This is a genomic window from Sutterella massiliensis (assembly GCF_016899755.1).
Lineage (GTDB): Bacteria > Pseudomonadota > Gammaproteobacteria > Burkholderiales > Burkholderiaceae_F > Sutterella > Sutterella massiliensis.
The window spans coordinates 108,263-134,570 of sequence record NZ_JACJJC010000008.1; the positions used below are offsets into that span (position 1 = coordinate 108,263).

21 protein-coding genes and 3 tRNA genes are annotated in these 26,308 nt (G+C 59.0%); 12 read left to right on the forward strand and 12 right to left on the reverse strand.

All coding sequences use genetic code 11. From position 1 onward, the window contains the following. Positions 1-108 precede the first annotated feature (108 nt). The 5 genes from grpE to glnE all read right to left on the reverse strand — a co-directional run bounded on the left by grpE (position 109) and on the right by glnE (position 6,561). On the reverse strand, positions 109-747 hold the full coding sequence (gene grpE / locus H6A60_RS06570; RefSeq protein WP_205102618.1) for a nucleotide exchange factor GrpE: 639 nt from the start codon (positions 745-747) through the stop codon (positions 109-111). A gap of 126 nt (positions 748-873) precedes the next feature. Beyond that, positions 874-1,893 (reverse strand): ferrochelatase, encoded by a 1,020-nt coding sequence (gene hemH / locus H6A60_RS06575; RefSeq protein WP_205102619.1) that lies wholly within the window; start codon positions 1,891-1,893, stop codon positions 874-876. A 129-nt stretch (positions 1,894-2,022) separates the two neighbouring features. Further along, positions 2,023-2,598: a VUT family protein gene (locus tag H6A60_RS06580; protein ID WP_205102620.1), complete on the reverse strand. Its 576-nt coding sequence runs from the start codon at positions 2,596-2,598 to the stop codon at positions 2,023-2,025. A 75-nt stretch (positions 2,599-2,673) separates the two neighbouring features. Continuing rightward, the gene (locus H6A60_RS06585) at positions 2,674-3,651 is read right to left on the reverse strand and encodes a YheT family hydrolase (protein ID WP_205102621.1); all 978 of its coding nucleotides are present in this window, start codon (positions 3,649-3,651) and stop codon (positions 2,674-2,676) included. Between the two features lie 66 nt (positions 3,652-3,717). Next, a complete protein-coding gene (glnE, locus tag H6A60_RS06590; protein WP_205102622.1) occupies positions 3,718-6,561 on the reverse strand; it encodes a bifunctional [glutamate--ammonia ligase]-adenylyl-L-tyrosine phosphorylase/[glutamate--ammonia-ligase] adenylyltransferase in 2,844 nt (947 codons plus the stop codon). Between the two features lie 174 nt (positions 6,562-6,735). On the opposite strand from glnE, the gene H6A60_RS06595 reads away from it, so the two are divergent. The 5 genes from H6A60_RS06595 to H6A60_RS06615 all read left to right on the forward strand — a co-directional run bounded on the left by H6A60_RS06595 (position 6,736) and on the right by H6A60_RS06615 (position 14,861). After that, positions 6,736-10,788, forward strand: coding sequence for a YhdP family protein (locus H6A60_RS06595; RefSeq protein ID WP_205102623.1), 4,053 nt, complete (start codon positions 6,736-6,738; stop codon positions 10,786-10,788). Between the two features lie 75 nt (positions 10,789-10,863). Beyond that, positions 10,864-11,718: a carbon-nitrogen hydrolase family protein gene (locus H6A60_RS06600; RefSeq protein WP_205102624.1), complete on the forward strand. Its 855-nt coding sequence runs from the start codon at positions 10,864-10,866 to the stop codon at positions 11,716-11,718. 14 nt (positions 11,719-11,732) lie between these two features. Next, complete coding sequence (gene tldD / locus H6A60_RS06605) at positions 11,733-13,199, forward strand: metalloprotease TldD (RefSeq protein WP_205102625.1); 1,467 nt, start codon at positions 11,733-11,735, stop codon at positions 13,197-13,199. 82 nt (positions 13,200-13,281) lie between these two features. Next, a complete protein-coding gene (locus H6A60_RS06610; protein ID WP_205102626.1) occupies positions 13,282-13,893 on the forward strand; it encodes a 1-acyl-sn-glycerol-3-phosphate acyltransferase in 612 nt (203 codons plus the stop codon). Then, positions 13,890-14,861, forward strand: a complete 972-nt coding sequence (locus H6A60_RS06615; protein ID WP_205102627.1) for a phosphatidate cytidylyltransferase — start codon at positions 13,890-13,892, stop codon at positions 14,859-14,861. The genes H6A60_RS06610 and H6A60_RS06615 overlap by 4 nt, the downstream gene beginning before the upstream one ends. Positions 14,862-14,980: 119 nt before the next feature. Here H6A60_RS06615 and infA read toward each other — a convergent pair whose 3' ends face one another. Then, the gene (gene infA / locus H6A60_RS06620) at positions 14,981-15,238 is read right to left on the reverse strand and encodes a translation initiation factor IF-1 (protein WP_205102628.1); all 258 of its coding nucleotides are present in this window, start codon (positions 15,236-15,238) and stop codon (positions 14,981-14,983) included. A gap of 569 nt (positions 15,239-15,807) precedes the next feature. On the opposite strand from infA, the gene hemG reads away from it, so the two are divergent. Further along, on the forward strand, positions 15,808-16,347 hold the full coding sequence (gene hemG, locus H6A60_RS06625; protein ID WP_205102629.1) for a menaquinone-dependent protoporphyrinogen IX dehydrogenase: 540 nt from the start codon (positions 15,808-15,810) through the stop codon (positions 16,345-16,347). 171 nt (positions 16,348-16,518) lie between these two features. Then, the gene (locus tag H6A60_RS06630; RefSeq protein ID WP_205102630.1) at positions 16,519-18,201 is read left to right on the forward strand and encodes an AMP-binding protein; all 1,683 of its coding nucleotides are present in this window, start codon (positions 16,519-16,521) and stop codon (positions 18,199-18,201) included. Between the two features lie 115 nt (positions 18,202-18,316). Here the strand turns inward: H6A60_RS06630 and H6A60_RS06635 are convergent, their stop codons facing one another. Beyond that, positions 18,317-19,048, reverse strand: coding sequence for an LrgB family protein (locus H6A60_RS06635; RefSeq protein ID WP_205102631.1), 732 nt, complete (start codon positions 19,046-19,048; stop codon positions 18,317-18,319). 6 nt (positions 19,049-19,054) lie between these two features. Next, positions 19,055-19,411, reverse strand: a complete 357-nt coding sequence (locus tag H6A60_RS06640) for a CidA/LrgA family protein (RefSeq protein ID WP_205102632.1) — start codon at positions 19,409-19,411, stop codon at positions 19,055-19,057. Positions 19,412-19,626: 215 nt separating this feature from the next. Between H6A60_RS06640 and H6A60_RS06645 the strand changes: the two genes are divergently transcribed. Next, positions 19,627-19,851, forward strand: coding sequence for an RNA-binding S4 domain-containing protein (locus H6A60_RS06645; RefSeq protein ID WP_205102633.1), 225 nt, complete (start codon positions 19,627-19,629; stop codon positions 19,849-19,851). Positions 19,852-19,889: 38 nt separating this feature from the next. Here H6A60_RS06645 and H6A60_RS06650 read toward each other — a convergent pair whose 3' ends face one another. After that, positions 19,890-20,981 carry a nitronate monooxygenase gene (locus H6A60_RS06650; protein WP_205102634.1) on the reverse strand — a complete coding sequence of 364 codons (1,092 nt, stop codon included), beginning with the start codon at positions 20,979-20,981 and terminating at the stop codon, positions 19,890-19,892. A 135-nt stretch (positions 20,982-21,116) separates the two neighbouring features. Between H6A60_RS06650 and mnmA the strand changes: the two genes are divergently transcribed. After that, the gene (mnmA, locus tag H6A60_RS06655) at positions 21,117-22,205 is read left to right on the forward strand and encodes a tRNA 2-thiouridine(34) synthase MnmA (RefSeq protein ID WP_205102635.1); all 1,089 of its coding nucleotides are present in this window, start codon (positions 21,117-21,119) and stop codon (positions 22,203-22,205) included. Between the two features lie 84 nt (positions 22,206-22,289). Here mnmA and H6A60_RS06660 read toward each other — a convergent pair whose 3' ends face one another. The 3 genes from H6A60_RS06660 to recA all read right to left on the reverse strand — a co-directional run bounded on the left by H6A60_RS06660 (position 22,290) and on the right by recA (position 25,603). Next, complete coding sequence (locus H6A60_RS06660; RefSeq protein WP_205102636.1) at positions 22,290-23,048, reverse strand: TerC family protein; 759 nt, start codon at positions 23,046-23,048, stop codon at positions 22,290-22,292. A 92-nt stretch (positions 23,049-23,140) separates the two neighbouring features. Next, positions 23,141-24,244 carry a regulatory protein RecX gene (locus tag H6A60_RS06665; protein ID WP_205102637.1) on the reverse strand — a complete coding sequence of 368 codons (1,104 nt, stop codon included), beginning with the start codon at positions 24,242-24,244 and terminating at the stop codon, positions 23,141-23,143. Positions 24,245-24,469: 225 nt separating this feature from the next. After that, positions 24,470-25,603: a recombinase RecA gene (gene recA / locus H6A60_RS06670; RefSeq protein ID WP_205102638.1), complete on the reverse strand. Its 1,134-nt coding sequence runs from the start codon at positions 25,601-25,603 to the stop codon at positions 24,470-24,472. Between the two features lie 423 nt (positions 25,604-26,026). On the opposite strand from recA, the gene H6A60_RS06675 reads away from it, so the two are divergent. From H6A60_RS06675 to H6A60_RS06685, 3 genes are all read left to right on the forward strand, one after another. Next, positions 26,027-26,102: transfer RNA gene (locus tag H6A60_RS06675), tRNA-Lys, on the forward strand. A gap of 21 nt (positions 26,103-26,123) precedes the next feature. Beyond that, positions 26,124-26,199: transfer RNA gene (locus H6A60_RS06680), tRNA-Lys, on the forward strand. A 32-nt stretch (positions 26,200-26,231) separates the two neighbouring features. Beyond that, positions 26,232-26,307, forward strand: a tRNA-Lys gene (locus tag H6A60_RS06685). Position 26,308 lies beyond the last annotated feature (1 nt).

Genomic DNA, 26,308 nt, shown 5'->3' on the forward strand with positions numbered 1-26,308 from the left:
CGTTCGCACGCCTAATAGAAAACGGCCCAGGGCGTTCACCCGGGACCGTTTCCATCTCAAGCCTCAAACAATCGGGCGCTTCGCGCGCCCGTTTGTCCGAATTCCCAATCAGAGCTTCTGCGCGACGCTCACCATGGCAGGACGCAGCACGCGATCGGCAATGAGCCAGCCGCGCTGGAAGACCTCGACAACGTGACCGCCTTCAACGCCTTCGGGCGCGGGAACCATGGCAATCGCCTGATGCTGATGCGGATTGAACTGCTCACCCTTCGGATCGATCGGCTTCATGCCCGACACGTCGAGCGCATGGAGCATCTGGCGGTACGTCGCGAGCATCCCTTCGCGCATGGGATTGTCCGCGTCATCCTTCGTCACCTCAATGGCCTTTTCAAGACTGTCGACGACGGGCAGCAGATTTTCGGCAAATTTCTCGATGCCGAACTTGCGCGCCTTCTGCACGTCTTCGGCACAGCGGCGGCGCGTGTTCTCGAGTTCGGCCATCGCGCGCACATAGAGGTCGTAGTGCTCGAGTACCTTGGCCTCAGCAAGCTTGAGTGCCGTCTGGAGATTTTCAACCGTCGGCGCTTCGGCTTCTTCGGCTTGTGCACCGCAGCAGCAACCTTCCTTTTCGGCGTGCTCTTCGCAGGCACAGTCCTTGCCGCCGCAGCACCCGGTTTCCGCGGCCTCGGCCGACGTTTGCGTCGTTTCCTGATTGAACGGTTCCTTTTCGTTCTGAGCTTGCGTCATTTCGCTTCGTTCCTTGTACAAGTGCGCCGCAGCGCGGAGCCGCCGGGAGCAGACCGGCCGCCCTCGAAATTTTGAGTCTGCTATTTATATGGGGACGGTTCGCGCGAATTCAAGCGCGCAGGCGCCTCAGAACCAACCCGCGAGTTCGCGCCGCACGATCGCTTCGTAAAGCGCAATGGCAGCATTGCTCGCATTAAGCGACGGAATGTAGTGAAAAACGCCGTCGGGATGCACTGATAGATAAATGCCGCGCAGTTCGTCGTCGATTTCCTCAATCGTCTCGAGACAATCGGCGGAAAAGCCCGGACAAAGAACGTCAATGCGATCGACGCCTTCGTCACCCCAAGCGCGCACCATATCGATCGTGTAGGGCTGGAGCCACTCGTCACGCCCAAAGCGGCTCTGGAAGGAAAGTCCCCACTCGTCGGCCTCGAGCCCCAGGGCTGCAGCCAGCAGCACCGCGCTCTCGCGGCACTCGGCTTCGTATGGATCACCGAGCGCGGAGCTCTTCTTCGGAATACCGTGAAAACTGAAAAGCGTTCGCCCGCGGCCTTTTTCCGGACGTCCGGCTTTTGCCCAATGGGCTCTCACCGTACTAGCAAGCGCATCAATATATTCGGGCGCGTCGTGGTAGCCGCGAATCGTCCGCACAGCCGGAATGCATCTCAGGCTCGAAAAATGCGAAAACGCGGCATCCAAGCATGCGGCGCTCGTTTGAGAGGCATACTGCGCAAACATCGGAAAAAGCAGAATTTTCCGAACGCCCGCGGCGCAAAGTTCGTCGATTACGCTCGCAACCGAAGGGTTGCCGTATCGCATTGCCGCGCGAACGATCACCTTGCCGCCGAGCGCATTTCCAAGCTTTTGTGCGATGTCGCTGCAGTGCACGATGAGCGGCGAACCGCGATCGGTCCAGACGCCTTGATAGCGCTTGGCAGACTTGGCCGGCCGCGTTCTCAAAATAATGCCGTGCAGAATGGGCATCCATTGCCAGCGGGGCAGTTCGACGATTCTCGGATCGGAGAGAAACTCCGCCAGATAGCGACGAACGGCGTCGGCCTCGGGCGCATCGGGCGAACCCGTATTGATGAGAAGCACCGCCGTGTCGGCCATCGCGCAATCGTTTTTGAAAGAAGACGTCGCCATTAAGGATATCCGCCAAAGACTGTTCTTCGCGCCAGGGCGAAACACTTGAAAAAAAGACGCGGCGCCTGCCGCAAAAGCGGACGCCGCGTTGATTTTTACCAAATCAGCTTAAGACGAGCTTGGCTGCGATCAGAGAGCCGCCGCACGGCCAAAATCGTCGGCGCCGCTCTGACGACGGCGCCAGAGAAAGAGCACCGCGCCGCCCAGAAGACTCATCCAGAACTTGCCAATCACTTGGCCCGCAAGGAAATCGAGCGACCCGAAGGCAAGCGTGAGAAAGATCATACTGTCGACCACAGATCCAGCAAGACCGGAGAGAATCACAGCTGAAGAGGGGAAGCGCTTGCGCATAGGCGTATAGACGGCAAAGTCAGCGAGTTCCGAGAAGAAGAACGCCGCCGTCGACCCGATCACAATATGCGGGTCGGCAAGCCAAGCGGAAATAAACGCACCGGCAACGATCGCGAGGATGGTCCAGCGGTTGCCGAGCAGCGTCTGCACCGCGTCACGCAGCACGAGCGCAAATCCCGCGAGGAGCACGGCCGAGGGCGACATGATGCCCGGCCACACAGGAATGAGACACGGGCCGTTCGGCTCGCAAACAAGACCCACGTTCGTAACGAACCAATTGCCCGTCGGAATCGTGAGAATGAAAAGGATAAGGCACACCAACCCGGCGGCCGACAAACGAGGAGTCTGCTGCATGACGAATCTCCGGACGCGAACGGCGCAGTCAGCCGAAGCATCCCAGGTTCAAAGGGAAACGCCAGGGCAGACGGTTCAGCTGCCGGCGTCGAAAAAGCGCATGAGACGGCGCGGCAGATAGTCGAGATTCCCGGGGAAGTTCCCTTCGGGGAAGCCGACGTGACCGCCTTCCTGCGGAAAGTCCGCCGTTACCGCACTGCTCAATTCCGACTCGTTCGGCAGCGACCAAGCCGGCAGGAACGGATCGTTTTTAGCATTGAGGAGCAGAAGCGGCACGCGCACGCTACGCAGAACAGGTTTGGCAGAGCACTTCTGCCAGTACTCCATGGCCGAAGAGAAGCCGTGGACGGGCGCCGTGTACATGTCGTCGAAATCATACATGTTTTGCACGCGCTTGACCTTTTCAATATCGAACATGTCAGGGTACTCACGCGCCTTCTCTTCGAGCTTCACTTTGAGCGTGGAGAGAAACATGTTGGCGTAGAGAATGTTGACACCCTTGGTGAGACGCTCGCTGCCCGCCACAAGATCGATCGGCGCGCAAACGGCCGCAGCCGCATCCACAAAGTGAGAGGCACTCTCACCGAAGTCTCCGAGGCACTTGGCGAGCTGATTGCCCCCGAGACTCACGCCCACAGCGTAGACGGGCGCCTTCGGGAAGCGGCTTCGCACCGTCTGCAGCACCCAGCTGCAGTCGCCGCTGTCGCCCGAGTAATAAGCACGCGGCTTCAAATTCATGAGTCCGCCGCAGGTACGGAAGTGCGCGACAACGCCGCGCCAGCCGCGCTCAAGGCATGTCTTCATGAGCGCGAGCGCATAGTGGCTGTCGCTAGCGCCCTCGAGACCGTGAAAGTGCACGAGGATCGGCGTTTCGGCCGACGGCGCGGGCGGATCGACCCAGTCCCACGCCACAATGTCGTCGTCGAACGTACGCACGATCTCGCGGCGGTACCTCACCTCAGGTTTGGGCGTCAGGCGCGCCGGAATTACCGTCTGCAGATGACCGCCCGGACACCAGGCGGGCGCTTGATAATCGGAAGCAACAATCGGCATAGCAGATCGAATCAAAACTCGGTTGCAGGTCTACCCAATTTTATTGACGCCCAAAAATCCGCGCTTTCACGCAGCGCTGCGAATCGGCTCGTCAGTACCGAACACTTCGCGCCACAGCCTTTCCACGGCGGCACGCTCGTCGATCACGATGTCGGGCGGCACGCGCGCAGGTGCACCTTCACCGGCATTCAGCCGAATCTCGTGCTGCAGTGCGCGGTAGCGTCGGTAGGCGCGTACGGCCGCCAGCGCCGTCTCCTCGGCGAGGAACCCTGCCCGCGCGCTCATTTCAAGGAGCAGAATATTGCCGAAGTTGTTCAGGAGTGCCGGTTCGGCCGCCGCATGCGCAAGTACGAGGAACTGCACGACGAACTCGACATCAACCATGCCACCTCGGTCCTGCTTGATATCGAAATATTTCGTGCGATTCGCGTGTCCGTCGAGCATCTTTCTTCGCATTTTGAGCACTTCGTCGCGAAGCGCTGCGCGGTCGCGGTCGCGCGCGAGAATCTTTGCGCGCTCTTCTTCAAAGCGCCGACCGAGATCTGCATCGCCCGCAACGAACCTGGCCCGCGTGAGCGCCTGATGCTCCCATACCCACGCCCCGTTGCCGTCGACATTTTCCTGGTAGCGGCAAAACATGTCGAAGGGACAGACGACGAGCCCGTTTTCGCCGTTGGGACGCAGTCTGAGATCAACGTCGAAAAGTTTGCCCGATGAGGTTTGAACACTCAGCCAGCTCATCATGCGGCGCACGAGCCGACTGTAGATCATGGTCGCCTCGGGGCGCTCGTCGTCGTAAATGAAAACCAGGTCGAGGTCGCTCGCGTAGGCAAGCTCTTTGCCGCCGAGCTTGCCGTAACCGATCACGGCAAAGCGCGGCTGTTCGTCGGGGTCCTTCGTTACGGTCTGCCAAGCCAGTTCGATTACCTGTGCAATTGCGGCGTCGGCGAGCGCCGAGAGCTGATCGGCAAGCCGCTCGACGGTAAAACGCCCGTCCAGGTCGGCAATAAGCAATCGGAAAACGGCTGCGTGATGCATGTCGCGCAGAATGTTCATTTGCCGCTCCTGATCGCCTTCGGTCTGCTCGAGGCTCTCGCGCAGTTTTTCACGCCAGTGACTCCAGTCGACGGGCGTAAAGTCGTCCATTTCGACGTTTCTTGCATCAACGAGCTCATCGAGCACGATCGGATGGCGAACAATGTAATCGGCACTCCAGCGACTTGCCGCCAGAACACGCCCCACGCGCTCTGCCGCACTCGGGTACTGATAGAGCAGCGCCACGTAGGTCGAACGCCCCGCAATCGCTTCCAGAAGCCGCAAATAGCGCGACAGCAACTCTTCGGCAGAAATCGTGCGCGTCTCGCCCACAACGCGCCAGGCCGGGCAATGTTCGGTCACGAACTGCACAAGCTTGCGCATACGCGTACGCGCATCTTCGGACACCATGCTCGCATAGCGGCCCGAAACGAGTGCACAGATGCGCGAGACATATTCGTCGGCGTCTGCCTCATAGCCGAGCTCGACAAGCTTTTTCGCAAGCTGCTCGCGCGCCGTGGGTGTACCCGATGTCCACCCGACGGGCCAGGCGTGCTCATCAGTTTCCGACTTCGCTTCGTTCACTTTAAAAATGCTGTCGAAAGCCCGCGAAACATACTCGCGAACGGCTTCGACCTGCGCCCAGAGCGCTTCGGGCGATCTGCCCAAAAGAGCGGCCGCCGCCTCGAGCGTCTCGCCGCTTCTCGGCAACCACTGCGTCTGCTGATCGTCCACATACTGAAGCGCATGTTCAACATCGCGCAAGAATACGTAGTGCGTCTTAAGCGACTCGGCCGTGGCTCTCGCGATGGCGCCGCTCGCCGCAAGCGCATCGAGCATATCGAGTGTGCCGCGGCCGCGTAGTGACGGATCGCGTCCGCCGCGAATGACCTGCTGCGTCTGAACGATGAACTCGATCTCTCGAATGCCGCCGCGCCCGAGCTTGACGTTGACGCCTTCGCGCGAACGAAGCTGTTCACGCCGATCGGTCTCGGCGCGAATCATTTCGTGCAGTTTCGTTAGTGATGAAATAGCGCCGAAGTCAAGGTACTTTCTGAAAACGAATGGCCGCACGAGTGAGCGGGCTTCTTTGGCCTGCGCAGCAAATTGCAGTGGGTCGGCAAACACAGGCTCGTTGACGATTCGGCCCTTCAACCACGCGAAGCGTTCCCAGTCGCGCCCCTGCGAATAGAGATACTCTTCGAGCATGTCGTTCGAGCAGACGATCGGTCCCGCGTCACCGTTCGGACGCAAGCGCATATCGACGCGAAAAACAAAACCCGGTCCCTCGATCTCGTTGAGTGCAGGAATGACGCGCTTTGCTAAGCGCGAGAAGAACTCCGCGTTTGAAAGCAGTCGCGTCGCTTTCGGGTACTCGGGCGTAGCATGCGTTTCGCCATCTTCGCCATACAAGAAGACGAGATCGATGTCAGACGAAACATTGAGTTCGGCACCGCCGAGCTTACCCATACCGACTGCGAGAAGATCCTGCGGCACACCCGAAAGCCCGTAGGGCACCCCGTGGCGCTCGGCTAAAAGCTTCGCCTGAACGCTCACCATCTTCGAAACGGCTGCTTCAGCAAAAGCCGTCATGACAGCCACAACCTCGTCGTAGCCGCACAGTCCCGACGCATTGCGCCCGACAAGTCCGACAACAATCTCGCGGCGCAGTTTGCGCAGCGCGAGTCCGAGCGCTTCCGCATCGTCAATGCCCTCGAGCTTCGCGCGGATCGCTTCCGGCGTCCACGTCTGCGTGCAGATCGTCTCAAATAGCGCCCGGCGCTCGTCGTCATCCCCCATCGGCAGCATTGCCTTGAGTGAACGACGAACAAAAGCGGAATAGCGAATGACATCGGAAAGCGTGGGCGTCGGCATGACTTGAAGCTCCTTTGCGTCGCAAGGTACGAAACTTTTCAATTCTACGAGCGCATAGCGTCCCGAAGACAACCCAAAATGCCCGCAGACAGGCCGAATTGCACAATCGGCATGCCACCGACTCTCTAGAATAGAGGTCAAGCAGATTTCGACCCGTTTTTTTCGTCGGCAGGCATGAACTTTTACGTCAAGCGCTATGGAGAATTTTCGCGAAGGGCGCGGCGTCCCGGCGAACCGAATGCAAAGCTTCACTGGCTTTGGTCCACGCTCATTGCGCTCTACTTCATCGCGGGTTTCGTCATTCTGTTCACACGCTGGTTTGTGACGACGCAGCTCGACGACCACCTCGCCGCCATCGAATCTGCCGTGACCGACGCCTTCGGTGTCGTTGTCAATGCCGAGCACATCGAGGGGGGCTTTCACCTCATTCGACCGACGCTCGTTCTAACCAACGCGACCCTTTCTCGCCCGGGCGGCCCGGTCTCTTTGACGTTGCCAAAGGTCGAAGCCGAATTTTCCTGGTCCTCACTCTGGCATCTTGAGCCGCGTTTTCATGCGCTGGTCGTCACGGCGCCCAAGCTAACCGTCCGCAGGCTCGAGAAATACAAGTTCGACATTGCGGGCTTCGTGCTGGACGCCGAAGAACCTGCGGAAGAATCCAAGCCCGACTCGAAGCGCTCCTTCACGTCTTGGCTCCTCGGCCAAGACCAGCTCATTCTGAAGAACGGCGACTTTACCTACATTGACGAAACACGCCCGAACGCGCTTCCTGTCACGATACGAAGTGCACAGGCCGTATTTGACCAGCGGCTCCTCGATTGGCGCGCAGCCGTCCGCGCAACGCTCGCCGAAGGTAAAACAGTCAAGCACTTCGAAGCAAAAGCCCGCATCGAAAAAGGACTCTTCACAAGAAGCGAGAATCCGCTCACGTGGAAGGGCGAGGCATACTTTCACTCCGACCGCATCAACGGCGCAAGTCTGTTGCAACGCATCGGACTCTCGCGCTACGCCCGTTCGGGCGAAGGCGCGGCACGCGCCTGGGTTCAGTTTGAGAGCGGTCGCGTTGTTTCTGCAACAGCAGACCTTGCGCTCGGGCGCGTCGTCGCACGCTTTAACAGCACCCTGCCGCCTGTGCGGTTGTCCCATTTGAGCGGGCGCTTTACTTACGAGAACGACGGCGCAGGTGGGCACGCTGTCGCCGCAAGCGCGCTTGAATTCGCCGGCAGCGACCGACGGCTTCGCTTCGGTCCAGCGGAGATCACGTCCGCCTGCGACACCGATGCCTCGGGTTCGCTGCTAGGTTGCAGTTTTTCCGCCTCTGAAATTTCGATTGACACGCTCTCGCAGCTCGCACCCTCGCTGCCGATTCCCGACAGTGCCCGATCGTTTCTCAAAAGCAAGCCCGTTTCCGGCATGCTTCGGAACGTCTCCGCAAGCGTGCGCGGCGATTTCGCCAATCCCGCCAACTGGAGCTTCAACGGCGGATTCACGGGGCTCACACTCCCGGCGGGCGACGATGCACTGCCGGGCTTTCGCAATCTTTCGGGCGCAGTCGCTTCCGCGCGTCCAGGCGAATTCGACCTCACACTTGAATCTTACGTTTCGCAACTCACGTTCCCGGGCGTCTTCCGTGAGCCCAAGCTCAATTTCGATGCCATGACGGGATTCGTTCGCGTGCGCACAGACCCGCACCTGCGACTCGATTTCGAGAATATCCGCATCAAAAACGGGGATGCCTCCGTTACCGGTTCAGGCTCTTGGGAGGCCACGGGCGGCGCCGGCACGATCGATATCGGCGGCGAGATCCTCTCGGCGCGTGCCGAGTCCGTACACAAGTATCTGCCCAATGTCGTGGGCGACGCCGCGCTCGACTACGTCGAAGCAGGCGTCAGGGGCGGCAAAGCCAGCGCGGGCACTTGGGTTGTGAGAGGCAGACTCGACGACTTTCCTTGGGACGGGCCGACCAAAGGTTTGGGCATCTTCAAGATTGAGACCGACGTTTCGGGCGGCATTCTCGACTTTATGCCGAGCCATCGCTTGAAGAAAGGCGGTGGGTTTGTCGCCGAAGAGCACTGGCCGCTTTTGACAGGCATTGACGCGCATCTGCTCTTTGAAGGCAACCGCATGCTCATCACGGGACGCCGCGCTCGTTCGATGAAGCTCGCGGCATCCGCCGTTCGCGTCGAAATTCCCTCCTACACCGGCAAAGATGCACGGTTGCTTGTCAACGGACGAATCGAGAGCGACCTCGGAGACGCACTCGGCTATCTGAACGGCACGCCGTTCCTGCGAGACATTCTTGGCGACAGCTTTAAGGACGCCAAAGGCAAAGGACGGCAAACAAGCCTACTCACCCTCTCGATGCCGCTGCAGGCGCCTGAGAAAACGAAGTATGCCGTTGAAAGTACGCTTGCGAACGCCGAGTTTCAGTACCTGCCGATCCTGCCGGTCGCGCAAAAGCTCGGCGGAAGCCTGCTCTTTGACAACGCGGGCATCCACGCAAAAGCGCCGCTCACGGGCACGCTCTCGGGTACACCGTTGCGCGTCTCGGCTGCAACAGAAAAAGGCACTTTCAGGCTCGACATTGAAGGTCGTCTCACGCCAGAGGATGGCAAGCGCATGCTCGCTCAGCCTTGGAGCGACCCGCTTTTCGGCCAGATGCTCGGTCATGCGGACACTCGCGTAAGGCTCGAGCTGCCGCTCACCGAACCTGCCAAGTGGTCGCTTGCAGGATCGAGCGACCTCGCGGGCCTAGCACTTACGTTGCCCGAACCCTTTGCGAAGACCGAAGCGGCCGAGTGGCCCGTTTCCTTCAGCTGGACGCCTGCGGGCGACAAACACCGGGAATTGCGCATTGCGCTTGAAAAGCGTGCCGACATCGACATGCACTTTGAGGTCCGCAAAGAAGGACTCGCACCTGCGGGCGGCACGCTCGCTCTCGGTACGACACTCAAGCCCAGAACCCAAGGGTTTGACGTCGCCGTCGCCATTCCTAACATCGACCTTGATGCGTGGAGTCGTCTCATGAGCGCCTCAGGCTCCGTCGCCAGCGCCTCAAAGGAAGAGCTTCTCAAAACACTCGAAGGCGACTTTCTCTCGCAGCTCTCGAGCGCGACGCTCAAAACCGAAGCGCTTCGCTGGAGCGGTGAAACGTTCGACAACATCGATTCGACGCTGCGCCACGTCGACAAGATCTGGCACTTGCGTTTGCAGTCCGAAGAAGCCGCCGGCCAAGTTGAATTCCGCGAACCGCCTTCGGCAGACGGGCAACCGACGCTCTCGGTGAAGCTCCTGCGGCTGCACCTGCCTGCAGCCGCTGAATCCGCCATGGGCGAGGACATCGCGCGGGCGCCGCGCAACTGGCTGCCGAACCTTGATGTCGTCGTAGATGACTTACGCATCGGCAAACGCAACATCGGCAAAGTTGAAATCAACGCCCGCAATCTCATTGAAAACGGCCGAGAGACGTGGCAAATCGACCACTTTGCAGTACGCAACCGCGGCGGTACGCTCTTGGGGACCGGCGGCTGGCAGAGTGGTGGGCCGAACGATCCCACCGGCAGGAGTGCCGTTTCGCTCAAGGCGGATGTTCGCAGCGTGGGTGAGGTGCTTCAGAGTCTCGATGTCGTTGACGTCATTCACGACGCCCCGGGCTCGCTCACGCTCAAGGCCGACTGGAAGGGTATGCCCGTCGACTTCAACTTCGAGACGCTCAACGGGGAAATTGTCGGTAGAACCGGCGCGGGACAACTCATTCAAATTGAACCGGGAGCAGGACGTCTTTTGAGCCTTCTCTCGATGCAGCACCTGCTGCGACGTCTTACGCTCGATTTCCGCGACGTTGCCGGCCGCGGCTTTGGCTTTGATTCGCTCTCGGTCAATTCAACCATTGCCAACGGCATGCTTCACACTGAGAAATCCTCAATGATCGGTAGCGCCGCCACGGTGCTGATCGGCGGTGACGTTGACCTCGTCAACGAAGTACTCGACCTCAAGGCGATTGTGCTGCCGAGCATCAACGCAGAAGGTGCATCCTTGGCCCTTGCGATTGCTAATCCGGCCGTCGGCATCGGCACACTTCTCGCACAATTCGTGCTCAAGGACCAGATCTCGAAGATGCTGAGCTCCGAATACGAAATTCGCGGCACGTACGACGCACCCGACATCCAGAAGATCTCTCGCCCGTTCGCGGGCGGCGCAGACAACGAGCCGCTTCGAAAAAATTAAAATGGCCTCTCTCACGTAGGTCGGAGCACCCGCCTTGAGCAAGTGCTCGGCAATCAGTCTGGTACCGACCGACGCATGAAAAGAAAAATCAATCTGCCACCAAACCTCAAAAAACCGATGCGCATCTCCGCCTGCCAGATGGTTTCCGGGCTTGACCCGGAAGAAAACGTTCTTCATGCACTCAAATTAATCGGCGCGGCAGCCGAATCGGGAGCCGAGCTTGTCGTACTGCCCGAGCACTTTGCCTGTGTCGACCGCGACGACAGGTCGCTACTCGCCGTTGCCGAATCCTTTAACAACGGCCCCATTCAAGACGCTATCCGCACAGCGGCACTGCGCCACAACGTATGGATCTGTGCGGGCTCCGTCCCGATTGCCTGCGACGACTCGCATTTCTACAACGCCTGCATTGTTTACGACCCCAAGGGCGAAACCGCGGCTCGCTACGATCGCATTCACCGCTTCGAATACCGCCGCGGTGACGATGAAGCCTATGACGAATCGCGCTTCGTGCAGGCGGGTGCCAACCCGGTAAGCTTTCGCCTCACCACGTGGGATGGCGTCGAGCTGCGAGTTGGCCTTGCGCTTGGCTTCGACCTGCGATTCCCGGAGCTCTTCCGAAGCCTCGGAACATGCGACTTGATTCTGCTGCCGGCCACCTTCACCGAAACAACCGGCCGCGCACACTGGGCAACGCTCCTGGCAGCCCGCGCTATTGAGAATCAGTGCTACGTCGCGGCGGCTGCACAGGGCGGTCTGCACGAATGCGGCAGACGAACTTGGGGGCACAGCCGTCTGATCGATCCTTGGGGCAACATGGTGAGCGAACTGCCTTCGGGCGAAGGGATCGTCATCGGCGACATCGACCCGAAGCTCATCGCCAACGTTCGCGCGATGCTTCCCGCACTCGACGCACGCGTACTTTACTGATCGAGCACCGCCGCATGGAGCACGGGCCCCTTCTCTCTCGGCAGAACCAAGCCGAACGCATTCTTCTTGCGCCCGCGGCGCTTGAAGAAGCTTCACTCGAGCGTGCCCTCGCGCGACTGGCCCGCGGGCGCGTCGACTGGGCGGATATCTACCTGCAGGAAACGATTTCAAGGGACTGGCTTCTTGAAGACAGTGCCGTCAAGACGGGAAGCTTCTCGCTCGATCGCGGTGCGGGATTGAGAAGCGTGCTCGGGGCAAGTGCCTCGCTCTGCTACGCCAATTCACTCGACGAGCGCGCGCTGCTGCGCTGCGCCGATGCGGCCGCAACCATGAACGGTCGGGGCAACAGCGGCAAGGCGTGCCGGTACCTCTCTGCGGGAACCGGAGTGCGGACGCCGCTTTACGAAGCGATCGACGAAACAGGGGAAACCGTGAGCGAGCGGCAGATCGCGCTCCTCGAATTCGTCGATCGAACCGCTCGCGGACTCGACCCGGCAGTCACACAGGTACTAGCCACGTACCAGACCGAGCGCGACGCGATCTTTATTGCCGGGCTAGACGGCCGCCGCTTGGGCGATGTGCGTCCCATGAGCTACCTTTCGATCACCGTTACGGTCGAGCGCGGCGGCCGACGCGAGCGAGCTACGAGTGGCGGCGGAGCACGAGCGGGCATTGCCTTTTTCACGCCCGAGCGCGTTCAAGCCTGGATCCGCCAGGCCGTTGACGAAGCGCTGCATTCGCTCGAAGCGGATCCTGCACCCGCAGGCATTTTCCCAGTCGTTCTCGGTCCGGGCTGGCCCGGGATTCTGCTGCACGAAGCCGTCGGCCACGGACTCGAAGGCGACTTCATCCGCAAAGGTTCTTCAGCATTCTCAAACCGCTTCGGCGAAGCGGTTGCCGCGCGCGGCGTCACGATTGTCGACGACGGCACGATTCCCGAGCGCCGCGGCTCGCTCGCTTTTGACGATGAAGGCACGTCCACAAGCAGAACCGTCCTTATTGAAGACGGCAAACTCTGCGGCATGCTTCTCGACATCACGAACTCACAGCTTCTCAACCGAGCGCCAACAGGCAACGGCCGCAGAGAAAGCTTTGCGTCGCTGCCGATGCCGCGAATGACAAATACCTTCATGTTGCCCGGACAATACGATCCGGGTGAAATCATTGCCTCGGTCGATTTCGGCATTTATGCGGAAAACTTCAACGGCGGCCAGGTCGACATCACGAACGGACAGTTCGTCTTCAACATGTCGAAGGCCTGGCTTATCGAAAAGGGAAAAATAACGCGGCCGGTCAAAGGGGCCATGCTTTCGGGCGACGGTAAAAAAGCCCTCCTCGGCATCCGAATGGTCGGCAGCGACCTTGCCCTTGACCAGGGCAGTGGTCAATGCGGCAAAGACGGTCAGCAGATTCCAGTGGGCGTCGGCATGCCGACGGTGCGAATCGACACACTCACCGTCGGCGGAACATCGATCGGATGATGCGTCGTGCGATCGACCCGCTTCTCACAGTGCCCGACTCCTATAATGAGCGTCAAAACTCTACTGAACCACGGGAAACAGCGTGCTTAACTCATTCAAGCTCATGACCCCTATCGTGTGGCTGACGCGCCTTCTTGTCGGCGCGTATCCGCACTGGCAGGGATGCGCGCCCTCCGCTCGTCAGCGGATTTATTTCGCCAACCACACGAGTCACCTCGATACGATCGTCATCTGGGCGTCGCTGCCGCCGGCGTTGCGCGCTCACGTGCGCCCCGTCGCCGCCAAGGACTATTGGGAAACCGGCATTCGGCGACGCATCGCCGTTGACGAACTGCATGCGGTCCTTGTCGACCGCCGTCGAACGGAACACGCCAACCCGCTCGATCCGCTTCGCGAAGCGCTCGCGCAGGGCGACTCTCTCATCATCTTCCCGGAAGGTACCCGCCGTCCGCAACCGTTGCCGAGCCCCTTCAAGTCCGGCATCTGGCGCCTGATGCGCGAGTTTCCGTCCGTCGAACTGATTCCCGTTTATATTGAAAACCTGCACCGCGCCATGCCCAAGGGCGTTCTCATTCCCGTTCCGACGGTTTGCTCCGTGCGCTTCGGTGCGCCGCTCGAGCACACCCCGGAAGACCTCAAGGACGACTTTCTCAATCGGGCGCGCGACGCTGTCATTTCTTTGGCCAACGCATGAGACTCGGATTCACCATTCAAGAGGCTTACGTCATCCTGCTCGTCGGCCTCTCGCTTCTTGCCGCCGGCGCTACGTTTTACGGGCAATGGGCACTCAAAAAAGTCAGTAGCCTGCAGCAGCGTTACCGCCTGCAGATCGTCAACTCGCGCGTGCGCATGGCCTGGTGGCTGATTGTCGTCTTCACGATCGGATTTGCCGTCGGCATACCGACGCTGCTCTTTTTCTTTGCGATCATCAGCTTCTTTTTATTGCGCGAATTCATCGCGATCACGCCGACCAAGCCGACGGACCACTACGCACTCGTCATCGCCTTCTACCTTGCAATTCCCGTGCAGTACGTTGCCATCGGCTTTGACCTGCCCGAGATCTATACGCTCTTCATTCCGGTGTACCTTTTCCTCGTGCTCCCGGTCGTCACGGCGCTCTCGAAGGACACCGACCGATATCTTGAGCGCGTGGCCAAGGTTCAGTGGGGTGTCATGCTCTGCGTCTACTGCGTGAGCCACGCGCCCGCGATCGCGATGCTCGACCTGACGCGCTACAACTCGTCTGGACCGCTTCTGATGCTGTTCTTCCTGCTCGTGGTATTCGTGTCGGACTTCTCAGCCGCCATTGCGAGCTCCATGATCGGCAAGAAGACCGTCGGCTTCAACGCCGGCCGAACCGTTGCCGGAACGGCGATCGGCTGCGCCTGTGGGTTCCTAGCCGGTGCCGCGATGTATTGGATTACGCCTTTCCGCTTCTGGCAGGCACTCCTTATGGCGCTCGCCGTCGTGATTTCGGGCGTGCTCGGCGACCTCGTCTTCAACTGCGTTCGCCGCAGTATGGGCGCAGAGCGCTTGGCCGGCGAAGGCGATGTCTACATCACTCGAGGTCTGTTGGCTCGGCTTGCGCCGCTCACGTTTGCCGCCCCCGTCTTCTATCACCTCACCGTCATTTTCTTCATTACCTTCAAGGACGCCTTCTGAGCAACGTCCACCGAAGAAAACGAACAACAAAAAACCGCCTGGCTTCCTCTTCAAGCCAAGCGGTTTTTTATTGCGATCCCGTCAACGCCTGCTCTCTGCAGGCGCTACGCCTTAAACAATCAGCGGCGGCGCTGCTGACTGGAAACGGGCGGACGGCCTTCGATGTGGCGGAAGGTGATGCGGCCCTTCGTCAGGTCGTAAGGCGAAAGTTCGAGCGAGACGCGGTCGCCGGCGAGAATGCGGATGTGATGCTTGCGCATCTTGCCGTTCGTGTACGCCACAAGTTCGTGCCCATTGTCAAGCTTCACGCGATAACGAGCGTCCGGAAGGACTTCCAGAACCTGACCCGTCATCTCGATGAGATCTTCCTTTGCCATAAATTTTTTTTCGGTTGAGTATGTAAGAGAGCGCCGCGCGAACCGGCGGCATGTTGTTCGGAGCATTCCGTTCGATCCGCCTGAATGCGCTCTTTGTCGAGCGGAACACCGAATTCGCGCACGCGAAATGTCCTGTCCGGATCAACGGAACCGCGATCGATCGCGAGGTTCGTCTCGCTCGACCGGCCCAATATCACGCCGATGCTGCGACACGGACCGCAAATCGACGATGCGCGGGATTGTACACCGATCAAATTCGTCTTCGCCCTGTTCTTATCCGCTTTTTCCGCCTTTTCATCCGCTTTGCGCGCACGCCGCACACGATTTTCCTCAGCCTGCCTACCCGGAGAGCAGCCTCTTAAGATAAACGGAAGAGCGGCTCGTTAAGATTGTTTTCGAAGTCCGTCGCCGCGTGCTCCTAACCCACGCCTAAGCCGACTCACTTTAAAATCATTCCCGACGAATTCCAATTGCGGCCGCCAGCCTTTGGGCCGGGATCTCCCGCGCGCCGCGCAATCAATCTTCGGCCAGCATGCACCACCTCGGCATGCGCCACATGGAGAAAACAAATGAAATCCGTTTTGGTTCTCTACTACAGCCACGGCGGCCACACTGCCCGAATCGCGCGCCGTATTTGGGAAACGGTCATTGCCGAAGGCAATCAGGCGGACCTGATGAGCGTCGTTGAAGCTGACCGTGAAGGCATCGACTGGAACAAGTACGACCTTGTGATCGCGGGCGCCCCCGTTATCTACGGCAAGTTCCACAAGTCCTTCCGCGCCTTCGTCAACAAGTTCAAGTCCGTGCTTGACGCCAAGGCCAACAGCTTCTTCTCCGTCTCCGTCGTCGCGCGCACCCCCGCCAAGTGCACGCCCGAAGGCAACGTGTATACGCGCAAGTTCCTTGAAACGAATCCCTGGAAGCCCAAGGATGCGCACTGCTTCGCCGGCAAGGTCGACTACCCGAACTGGAACTGGTATGAAACCGCCGCCATCCAGATGATCATGAAGATGACCAAGGGCCCGACGGATGCGACAGCGATCGTCGACTACACCGACTGGGAGGACGTCAAGGCTTATGCACGCCACTGCCTGACGCTCAACGCCTAACTTCTGGCGCTTCCCTCCCCCAAACCGACGCTGTCTTTCGCGCAGCGTCGGTTTTCTTTTGTCGAGATCTGCAGGAAAATTCCTAATATCGGTACGCGGAGCGGGCGCTCGTTTGGGCTAAACTCCGGTGCCTTGAACAAATACCGAAGCTTTCGACTCCTGCGAGTGCTTATGTCTGACTTTCCTTGGTTCACTACCTACCCCGAAGGTGTCCCGCATGAAATCAATCCGGACATCTACCCGAGCATCCCCGCCATCCTGGATGAGGCTGCCCGGAAATTTCCCGATCGCATCGGGTACACGAACATGGGGGTCGGCATCAGCTACCGCGAGATGGTGGCGCTGAGCAAAGATTTTGCCGCCTACCTCCAGTCTCGACCCGACTTGAAGCCCGGCGACCGCGTGGCGGTCATGATGCCTAATCTGCTGCAATATGTCGTCGCCGTCTTTGGCATCCTTCGCGCGGGGCTCATCGTCGTCAACGTCAACCCGCTTTATACGGCGCGTGAAGTCAACCACACGCTGCGCGACTCAGGTGCGAAAGCCATCGTCATCATCGAGAATTTCGCTAAAACGCTCGAAAAAGCGCTTCCGGGTACCGCCTGCAAAGAAATTGTCACAACGAGCGTGGGTGATCTGTTCCCGTTCCCGAAGCGCCAAATCGTCAACTTCGTCGTACGTACCGTTAAAAAGATGGTGCCCGCGTACTCGCTGCCGCAGGCAGTGGGCTTCCGTGATGCGCTCGAAGCGGGCAAGCGCGCCAGCTTCAAGCCCGTTGAAATTCGCAATACCGACATCGCCTTCCTGCAGTACACGGGCGGCACGACGGGTGTTGCCAAGGGTGCCGAACTCACGCACCGCAACCTCGTCGCCAACATCACGCAGATCAGCGCGTGGATTTCCGCCACCTTCAAGGAAGGTGAAGAAGTCGTGATGACAGCGCTGCCGCTTTATCACATCTTCTCGCTCGCGGCGACGCTCGTCTTTACGCACTGGTGTTCTACGATGGTGCTCATCACCAATCCGCGCGACATTGACGGTCTGGCCAAGGAATGCGTGAAGTGGGATTTTTCCGTCATCATCGGCGTCAACACACTCTTTGCGGCGCTCCTGCGCAACGATCGGTTTAAGTCTCACCACTTCTCTCGCCTCAAGATGACCGCAGGGGGCGGCTCGCAGGTACAGCGCGTTGTCGCCGAAAGTTGGAAGGAACACACCGGCTGCAACATTCTTGAGGCCTACGGTCTCACGGAATGCAGCCCGGCCGTATGCGGCAACATTCCGCTTGCTCCCTGGGACGGCTCTGTCGGTGCTCCCCTGCCGTCGACGGAAGTCACCATCCGCGGCGAAGGCTTCCGCGATCTCGGCACTGTGCCCGAAGGTGAAGATCCGATGCCGTACACGGGCGAGATCTGCGTGCGCGGCCCGCAGGTAATGCGCGGCTATTGGAACAAGCCCGAAGAAACCGCCAACGTTATGCGCGACGGCTGGCTCAGAACGGGCGACGTTGGGCACATGACCTCAAAGGGCATCATCACCATCACGGACCGCAAGAAAGACATGATTCTCGTCTCGGGCTTCAACGTCTACCCGAACGAAGTTGAAAACGTCATCGCGTCGATGCCGGGTGTCCTTGAGGTTGGCGTCGTGGGGGTGCCCTCTGCCAAATCCGGCGAAACGGTGAAGGCCGTCATCGTCCGTAAGGATCCCAATCTCACGGCCGACGACGTGAAGAAATACTGCCGCACCCAGCTGACGGGCTACAAGATGCCGCATGTGATTGTCTTCACGGACTCGCTGCCGAAGACGACCGTCGGCAAGATTCTGCGCCGAGAACTCAAGGACATCGCCTAATCGAATGATCGGCCGCTCCGGTCGAGATCTACCCGATCGATGCTCAGCAAAAAAGGGACGCTTCGGATACCGAGGCGCCCCTTTTTTTCTTGACGTTGAATTATCGTGATTGAACTCAGTAGCCAAGCAGCCTCATGAGCGGCACCGCCAAGTAAGGCGCCATAAAGGCAGAAATCACGCCGCAAAGCCCCATGGCAAGCCCGGCAAAAGCACCTGCACGATTGCTGATCTGAAACGCCGCGCCCGTACCCATGCCGTGCGCCGCAAGCCCGAGCGCCACACCGCAAAGCGTATCCGAACGAAGACGAATGAGCCGGAAAAAGGGACCGGCTACGATCGAGCCCGAGATCCCCGTCAGCACGACAAGCGCGGCCGTAAGGTCCGGCATGCCGCCCAAACTTTCGGAAATGCCCATAGCGATCGGGGTCGTCACAGACTTCGGCACCATCGAAAGAAGCGTCTCTGCGGAGAGCCCGAAAAGCGAGCCGATGAGAACCACCGAGACAATAGCCGCCGCGCAGCCGGCGAACAAGCCGCACGCGAGCGGCAACCAGAGTTTGGCGAGCTTGCGCCGTTGCTCGTAAAGGGGGACCGCGAGTGCAACGGTTGCCGGACCGAGCAAAAAGTGGATGAATCCCGCGCCAGCAAAGTACTGCTCATAGGGCACATTCGTCAGCACGAGCGTAAGGATCAGGCAGCCGACCGCCGTAATGATCGGGCTGAAGAGCAGATTAAATTTCGCCGCCTTGAAGATCGCCTGGCCGACAGCATAGAACCCGAGCGTAAGCGCGAGCCAAAAGGCCGCGTTCGTCGTGAAATAGTCAAAAAGTGCGTTCATGTCACTCATGATTCCTCACTCATCGTCTTCAATTTTGAGCACCTTCTGTACGAGCAGAATCACGTAACCGGACACAGCCATGGCAATGAGCGTAGAAGCAACGAGCGTGACCGCGATACCGACGCCTTCATTCATGAAACGCTCGCCGTGACGCATGATGCCGACGCCCGCTGGTACGAAGAGAAGAGACATGTTGGCGAGCAGCACACCCGCAGTCGGACGAATCCCGTCAACAAGATCATCCTTGAGGAAAAACGCAAAAAGCATTAGCACCATGCCAAGTACGGGGCCGGGCACGGGCAACCCGAAGAGGCGAACGATCGCCTCGCCGAGAATTTGAAAGCCCAGAATGAGGGCAAAAGAAAAAATCATAAAAACGCTATCGATTGAGATGCTCTCCTGCCGGCGCCAATGTCGTCGTACATCGCGGCATGCAGCAATGCAGTCGGGAAAGCGATAATGTCAGGCGTTGAATTTTGTCACTTCCTCGGTGTTGCATTCCTCGCGCTCATGCCCGCGAGATTTGATTCAGCGTAAGAAACCATCTCGTTGACGCTGCCGCACACTGATCTTTGAGCTATTTGACCATGTCCCAAGAAGAAATTTTCCGTATCCGTGGCGAATACATCACGCTCGATGCGCTCCTTAAGGCCGCCGGGGTCGCTGATTCAGGCGGCCAGGCCAAAGAAATGATTCTTGCCGGCGAAGTTACCGTTGACGGTGCCGTTGAGGAGCGGCGCGGCCGCAAACTGCGCGGCGGCGAAGTCGTCGTGGTTGACGGCCGTGCGATTCGCATCGAGCCCAGCGCTTAAAGCTTCGGGCTCCGGACCTGCACTCTCATGCACCTGATTCAGCGGCCGATAAGTGCTTCGTACGCTGCGAGCGCCTCGCGCACGGTGCGCCAGTGGCTTCTGCCGATCCCCTGCCCCGCAGGCAGCACGAAAAGTTCGTCGCGGCCCTGTTCTGCCGCTTTTTCCCAAATCGGCAGGAAAAGCGCCAAGGGAGCGGGCCACGCGGGCACGCTCGAGTCGTAGGATTCCAGCGCCTCGGTCATCGGTGAACGCAGCACGCGTTCGAGCCGTCCGCAGAAAGCGCGCGATAGCACGAGGTCGGCAGCCCCCGCCCAGTGCCAAGCGCTTCTGGCCGTATCTGTCATGCGGCTCTCCTCCGTCGTAAGAAGTGCCGTCCCGAGCATGACGCCGCTCGCACCCGCGAGGAGCGCCGATGCGAATGAGGCGCTCGAGGCCAATCCGCCCGCCGCAATGATCGGCAGCCCCGTCGCGCGGGCCGCTTCTTCAACGAGGCCTTCGGTCGCAACAAGCACGTCGTCAGCATTCTCGAACGACCAGCGCGGACCGCCCGCTGCGGCCCCCTGGATCACGATCGCATCAACACCGGCCGAACGCAACACCTTCGCTTCCTTAAGCGTCGTAGCACAGCCGAAGTTGAGAATGCCTTTCGCTTCCAGCTTTTCCGCCTCAGGCTCGCGAAAGCCGCCGAAAGTGGAAATCATTGCCTGAGGCGCAACCGAAAGCGCTGCCTCAAACTGCTCGTCAAAGGCAGGAAAAACTGTCGCGCCCGTGAGGTCGTACGCCTCGGGCGTGCCGGCTAGTCCGAGATCCTCTAGGAGCGGCGCGAGACCGTCGAAAAGTGTTTCTGCCCCTTGCGCCTGCGGGTAGTGCCGAGGCCGAATAGCAAGACTCACGGCGAAGGGTTTCTCCGTGCGATTGCGAATCGCCTGTGCTGCCTGCACGATTTTCTCGGGCGACAAGTGCGCAGCCGCAAGCACGCCGAGTCCACCCGCTTCGCTCACGGCTGCCGTCATCTCGACACCCGCAGCCTGACGCATGGGAGCATTCAAAAAGAGTGCCTCAACGCCGAAACGCTTCGCAGTCTCTGCTGCACGCAGAGAAGCCTTTTCGGCCATTTCGATCAAATTCACCGCAAACTCCTTTATTTCTTTTCGATCAGCACGCGCCTCTGAAACACGCTTGGTAAAGCGTCGGCCGCTACAATGCCGTTCCAAGCGCTGTTGGCAACTTGCCGAAAAGCGCACATTTTTCTATGGATTCCGTTCATGAGCAAGCAGAAAGTCGTCGTCGGGCTTTCCGGCGGTGTTGATTCGTCGGTAAGCGCTTACTTGTTGAAAAAGCAAGGCTATGAAGTCATCGGTCTCTTCATGAAAAACTGGGAGGACGACGATGACAGCGAGTACTGCTCCTCGCGTCAGGACTTCATCGACGCAACAAGCGTGGCCGACGTAATCGGCATCGATATCGAAGCCGTCAACTTCGCCAAGGAATACAAGGAACGCGTTTTCTCGGACTTTCTGCGCGAGTACTCCGCCGGCCGTACGCCCAACCCAGACGTGCTCTGCAACGCTGAAATCAAGTTTCGCGCCTTTCTCGACCATGCCATGAACATGGGGGCCGACTGGATTGCTACCGGCCATTATGCCCGCGTGCACCGCGACGAGAACGGCACGCAGTTGCTGCGCGGCGTTGATCCGAACAAGGACCAGAGCTACTTCCTGCACCGCCTTACGCAGGAGCAGATCGCACGCGTGCTGTTTCCGGTGGGCGATTTGCACAAGACAGAGGTGCGCCGTATTGCAGAAGAAATCGGCCTGCCCAATGCCAAAAAGAAGGACTCGACGGGCATTTGCTTTATCGGCGAACGTCCGTTTCGAGAATTTCTGAACCGCTACCTGCCGACACATCCTGGCCCGATCAAAACACCTGACGGCAAAGTCATCGGCGAACACATCGGACTTGCGTTCTACACAATCGGCCAGCGCAAGGGCATTGGGATCGGCGGCATGCACGACTCGACCGGCGAACCGTGGTTCGTCGCGCGCAAGGATCTGCGCACCAACACGCTTTGGGTCTGCCAGGGACACGACCACCCGATGCTTCTTTCTCACGAGCTTCGTGCGGTACATCCGAGCTGGATTTCGGGCCGAGCGCCCGATCCCGAAGTCCCCGTCACCGTGAAGACGCGGTACCGTCAGCAAGACGGCCCCTGCCGCATTGCCGCCGTCTCAGCCGACGCCTTTACGCTCGCTTTCGACGAGCCGCAGTGGGCGGCCACGCCCGGACAGAGCGCTGTCCTCTATCAGGGAGACATTTGTCTTGGGGGCGGCTTCATCGACTACGTCGGCGACTGATCGTTCCATTGCGCACCAACGAAAAAGGCGGCCTCTCGGTCGCCTTTTTCGTTTACTCGGTCACCAGAGCGGCGCCGCACGCTGTTAGGAAGCGGCCTCTTCGCCGGATTCCTTGCGACGAAGCTTCAGATTGGCCTCGTGCTCGGCACGCTTCTTCTTAGCGATCAGATGCCCAACCACGATCACGATCAACGCAAAGCCGACGCTCGCCGGGTAGTGCGCCGTGAAGCTCAGTTCGGGCCAGTGCGTCGTGACATAAGCGTCCGAGACCACCATGCCGCCAGCGATCCAGCCGAGCAGGCCGCCGCCGAAGTAAATGATGATCGGGAAGCGGTCGAGCAGACGCAGCACGATCTGACTGCCGAACACGATGAAGGGTACGGACACGAGCAGACCGAAGACGATGAGCAACGTCTGATGCGCTTCGTGCGCCTGCTGCGCAGCGCCCGCGATAGCGATGACGTTGTCGAACGACATCACGAAGTCGGCCACGATAATCGTCTTGATCGCGCCGAGAAGCTTCTTGCTGCCCTCAATGTTTTCGTGCGCATCGTACTCGGGAATCAGCAGCTTGATGCCGATCCAGAGCAGAAGCAAGCCGCCCGCCACCTTGAGGAACGGCAGATCAAGAAGCATGACAGCAAAGGTAATGAGGATTACGCGAAGCGCGATTGCGCCCGCCGTACCCCAGAAAATACCCTTATTGCGCTGCTCGTGCGGCAGGTTTCGACACGCCATGGCAATGACGACCGCGTTGTCGCCGCCCAGCAAAATGTCGATCATGATGATTTGGCCGACAGCCGCCCAATGCAGATTGACCAACAGGTCCCATAGATATTCCAACTTTTCCTCCGTCAGTGTCTTCGGACGTGTCGGGATATTCTAAAAGAACCTGTTGACGCCACAACGCTTCCGCGCATTGGGAATCCTTCGAATCAAGAAGAAAAATAATGCGTTTCCTCTTGCGGAAGCTCCACTTCGCCGCGCAGCACTTTCATAATCGATGACATGCTGAAACCTCGGTAAGCGAGGTAGCGGATCTGTTTTTCCCTCTCCTTCCAGTTTTTAGGGGTTTCGTCGAAGCGGCGCCGCCACATTTTGTAAGCGCGCACCTCTTCACTCTCGGTAATCCCCTCAACAGCCTCCTTTGCCGTTTCTTCGTCAACCCCCCGAATGCGCAGTTCGCGTCGAATTTTCGCGTCCCCCATGCGGTAGGAGACACTTCGCGCCTTCATCTTCGCGTATCGCTCATCGGAAAGAAGCCCGCGCTCAACGAGCGTGTCGAGCACCGTTTCTAGCACCTGCGGCGTTTCGCCTTCCTCGAGCGTTCGAGCGAGCTTACGCTTGAGTTCGAGCCGTGAATAGTCGCGCCGCGCAAGTGATGCAACCGCCCGCTGCATGAGCGTGGCGCGCTTCTTTTTAGGACGTTCCTTTTTGCGGTCGACATCCAGGTCGAGCGGCTCGTTACCGCACTCGTCGCTGGCAAACGCATCGTAAGCCTCTTCATAGGGCTCGTAGAACGCCTCTTCGCCTGCACTCTCCAAAGAGATACAGCGCTTTTTCGCGCTTTCAGCATCCTTGTTTGAGGCTTTTTTCGTCCGCGTCTTTTCGTTTTTACCGAAAAGACGCAATACGTCGCTCGCATCGGCAATCATTCGAGGAGCGACGCTGCCGGGCTTGCTAGTGTCCTTTCGTCCGTGACGGCGCTTCGTTTCCTCGAGCAGTTCCGCAAACGGATCGGGGTCACCAACCGCTTCACTTGATGTTTCGTTCGCAGTATCGCTTTCCGCATCTCTCACCGGCGTTGACTCGACGCGCGCACGGCTGCCGACTGCGGGCACAAAGGAACCGTCCGTCGATACGGCCGTCTGCCAGGCGAAAGTTTTGAGCGCACCGAACGGCAGCGGCGCCGTTTTCGACGACGTTTCGGCCGAAGCAGCAGCCCCTGACGCATCAAGCGCCTCAAACAGAGATGGCGTACTCGGGACAACCGTCTTTTTCTTCTTCGCTGGAGCGTTCCGCTTTCGCAAGGGCTTCATCAACGGCTCTTGCGACGAAGCCTCTAATCGCTCTCCTTCAGCCCCAGAATGCGGAGAGCCGATCGGCATGTCCCGAATCAGAGGTTCAAGATCGTCGTCATCAAAAATAATTTCCATGACCGCTTCCGCTCGAAATGATCACTGCGAAAAAAGCGGCCAGATCGACGCACCCGCCGAGTAAGCCGCTTTTCGAATTAAAGATCTGAGACCGTCAGGACGACTGGGTTACAGATCAAGATCCTCATCCATAGGCATGCCGTCGTCGACCATCACATCGTCACTCGGCATGTCCTCGTCGTCAACGCTCTTGATGCTCGAAACGTGAACACCCTTTGCTTCGCGAATTTTCTTTTCGATCTCCTCGCAGAGCTCCGGATGTTCCTGCAGATAATCACGAACCTTTTCTTTACCCTGGCCGAGGCGCTGACCGTTGTAGGAATACCAGGCCCCCGATTTTTCGAGCACCTCGAGGTCGCTGCCGATATCGATCACTTCGCCGATGCGCGAGATGCCGCGCCCGTAGAGGATGTCGAATTCAACCTGTTTGAACGGAGGCGCCACCTTGTTCTTGACGACCTTGACGCGCGTGAGGTTGCCGATCACTTCGTCGCCGCGCTTGATCGGCGTCGACTTGCGAATATCGAGACGAACAGAAGCATAGAACTTGAGCGCATTGCCACCCGCCGTCGTTTCGGGATTACCGTAGCCGCCGATCTTCATACGGATCTGATTGATGAAGATCACCATCGACTTCGTGCGATTGATGCTCGAAGTGAGCTTGCGCAGCGCCTGCGACATCAAGCGCGCCTGCAGCCCCGGAAGCGCTTCGCCCATTTCTCCTTCAATCTCACTCTTCGGCGTAAGCGCCGCGACGGAGTCGACAACGATCAGGTCAACCGACCCGGTTCGAACGAGTGCGTCGGTGATTTCAAGCGCCTGCTCGCCCGTATCGGGCTGACTGACGAGCAGATCCTTCACGACGACACCGAGGCGCTCGGCATAGGACATGTCGAGCGCGTGTTCCGCGTCGATGAAGGCACAGGTGCCGCCCGTCTTCTGCATTTCAGCAATGCACGAAAGCGCGAGTGTCGTCTTGCCGGAAGATTCGGGACCGAACACTTCGATCACGCGCCCGCGCGGCAAGCCACCGACACCGAGCGCAAGGTCGAGCCCAAGCGAGCCCGTCGAGACCGTTTCGATGCTCTGGTCGGCAGAGCCTTCGGCCATGCGCATGATGGCACCCTTGCCGAACTGCTTTTCAATATTGGCAAGCGCCGTCTCTAGCGCCTTCTTGCGTTCGTCGCCTTCTTGACGCTGAACGGGGGCCGCTTTTGCGCGTGCATTGTTCTTCGCTGCCATGCTGATGCTCCTCGAACCTAACGATATTGAGCTCGTCCACCGTTTTTACTATCCAGCGCCCAATTAAAATAGACGCGACGAATCGCAAGCTCAAATAATGAACCTTTAATAACTTTCGGTTATTTTCCGTTCTTATATTTCAAAAACTTACAGAACGGAAATTTCCCGAGACGGGAAAAAAGATAACACGCCATCCCCTTCGATGCAATGTCTCATTTGTTAGAGGTTACCCTAATCAATGAGATTTTTCCGATCGCTTTCGCTCGTATTTCAACGCCTCGGTCAAATACTCGCCAAGCACTGCTTGAAACCTGCCTTAAACTTTTTTTGTCGACGCCCTTGACAAATTCGACAGCCTTTGGCAGAATTCAACTCCTCGGTTGAGGACACTCTCTGCTTCTGTGGCTTCGTCCCGGCGCAAGTGGGTCGTTAGCTCAGGTGGTAGAGCAGCGGACTTTTAATCCGTTGGTCGTGGGTTCGAGTCCCGCACGACCCACCATATACGGAGTGCTTCAACTTTGGGAACGTAGCTCAGTTGGTAGAGCAGCGGACTCTTAATCCGTCGGTCCAGGGTTCGAATCCCTGCGTTCCCACCAGAATTCTTGATGCAGCCATCTCGGGTGCATTCGGGAACGTAGCTCAGTTGGTAGAGCAGCGGACTCTTAATCCGTCGGTCCAGGGTTCGAATCCCTGCGTTCCCACCAA

Bases quoted from the DNA above. Each gene is read 5' to 3' on its own strand.
- grpE (WP_205102618.1), bottom strand. From the start codon at position 747: ATGACGCAAGCTCAGAACGAAAAGGAACCGTTCAATCAGGAAACGACG.
- hemH (WP_205102619.1), bottom strand. From the start codon at position 1,893: ATGGCGACGTCTTCTTTCAAAAACGATTGCGCGATGGCCGACACGGCG.
- H6A60_RS06580 (WP_205102620.1), bottom strand. From the start codon at position 2,598: ATGCAGCAGACTCCTCGTTTGTCGGCCGCCGGGTTGGTGTGCCTTATC.
- H6A60_RS06585 (WP_205102621.1), bottom strand. From the start codon at position 3,651: ATGCCGATTGTTGCTTCCGATTATCAAGCGCCCGCCTGGTGTCCGGGC.
- glnE (WP_205102622.1), bottom strand. From the start codon at position 6,561: ATGCCGACGCCCACGCTTTCCGATGTCATTCGCTATTCCGCTTTTGTT.
- H6A60_RS06595 (WP_205102623.1), top strand. From the start codon at position 6,736: ATGAACTTTTACGTCAAGCGCTATGGAGAATTTTCGCGAAGGGCGCGG.
- H6A60_RS06600 (WP_205102624.1), top strand. From the start codon at position 10,864: ATGAAAAGAAAAATCAATCTGCCACCAAACCTCAAAAAACCGATGCGC.
- tldD (WP_205102625.1), top strand. From the start codon at position 11,733: ATGGAGCACGGGCCCCTTCTCTCTCGGCAGAACCAAGCCGAACGCATT.
- H6A60_RS06615 (WP_205102627.1), top strand. From the start codon at position 13,890: ATGAGACTCGGATTCACCATTCAAGAGGCTTACGTCATCCTGCTCGTC.
- infA (WP_205102628.1), bottom strand. From the start codon at position 15,238: ATGGCAAAGGAAGATCTCATCGAGATGACGGGTCAGGTTCTGGAAGTC.
- hemG (WP_205102629.1), top strand. From the start codon at position 15,808: ATGAAATCCGTTTTGGTTCTCTACTACAGCCACGGCGGCCACACTGCC.
- H6A60_RS06630 (WP_205102630.1), top strand. From the start codon at position 16,519: ATGTCTGACTTTCCTTGGTTCACTACCTACCCCGAAGGTGTCCCGCAT.
- H6A60_RS06635 (WP_205102631.1), bottom strand. From the start codon at position 19,048: ATGAGTGACATGAACGCACTTTTTGACTATTTCACGACGAACGCGGCC.
- H6A60_RS06640 (WP_205102632.1), bottom strand. From the start codon at position 19,411: ATGATTTTTTCTTTTGCCCTCATTCTGGGCTTTCAAATTCTCGGCGAG.
- H6A60_RS06645 (WP_205102633.1), top strand. From the start codon at position 19,627: ATGTCCCAAGAAGAAATTTTCCGTATCCGTGGCGAATACATCACGCTC.
- mnmA (WP_205102635.1), top strand. From the start codon at position 21,117: ATGAGCAAGCAGAAAGTCGTCGTCGGGCTTTCCGGCGGTGTTGATTCG.
- H6A60_RS06665 (WP_205102637.1), bottom strand. From the start codon at position 24,244: ATGAAGCCCTTGCGAAAGCGGAACGCTCCAGCGAAGAAGAAAAAGACG.
- recA (WP_205102638.1), bottom strand. From the start codon at position 25,603: ATGGCAGCGAAGAACAATGCACGCGCAAAAGCGGCCCCCGTTCAGCGT.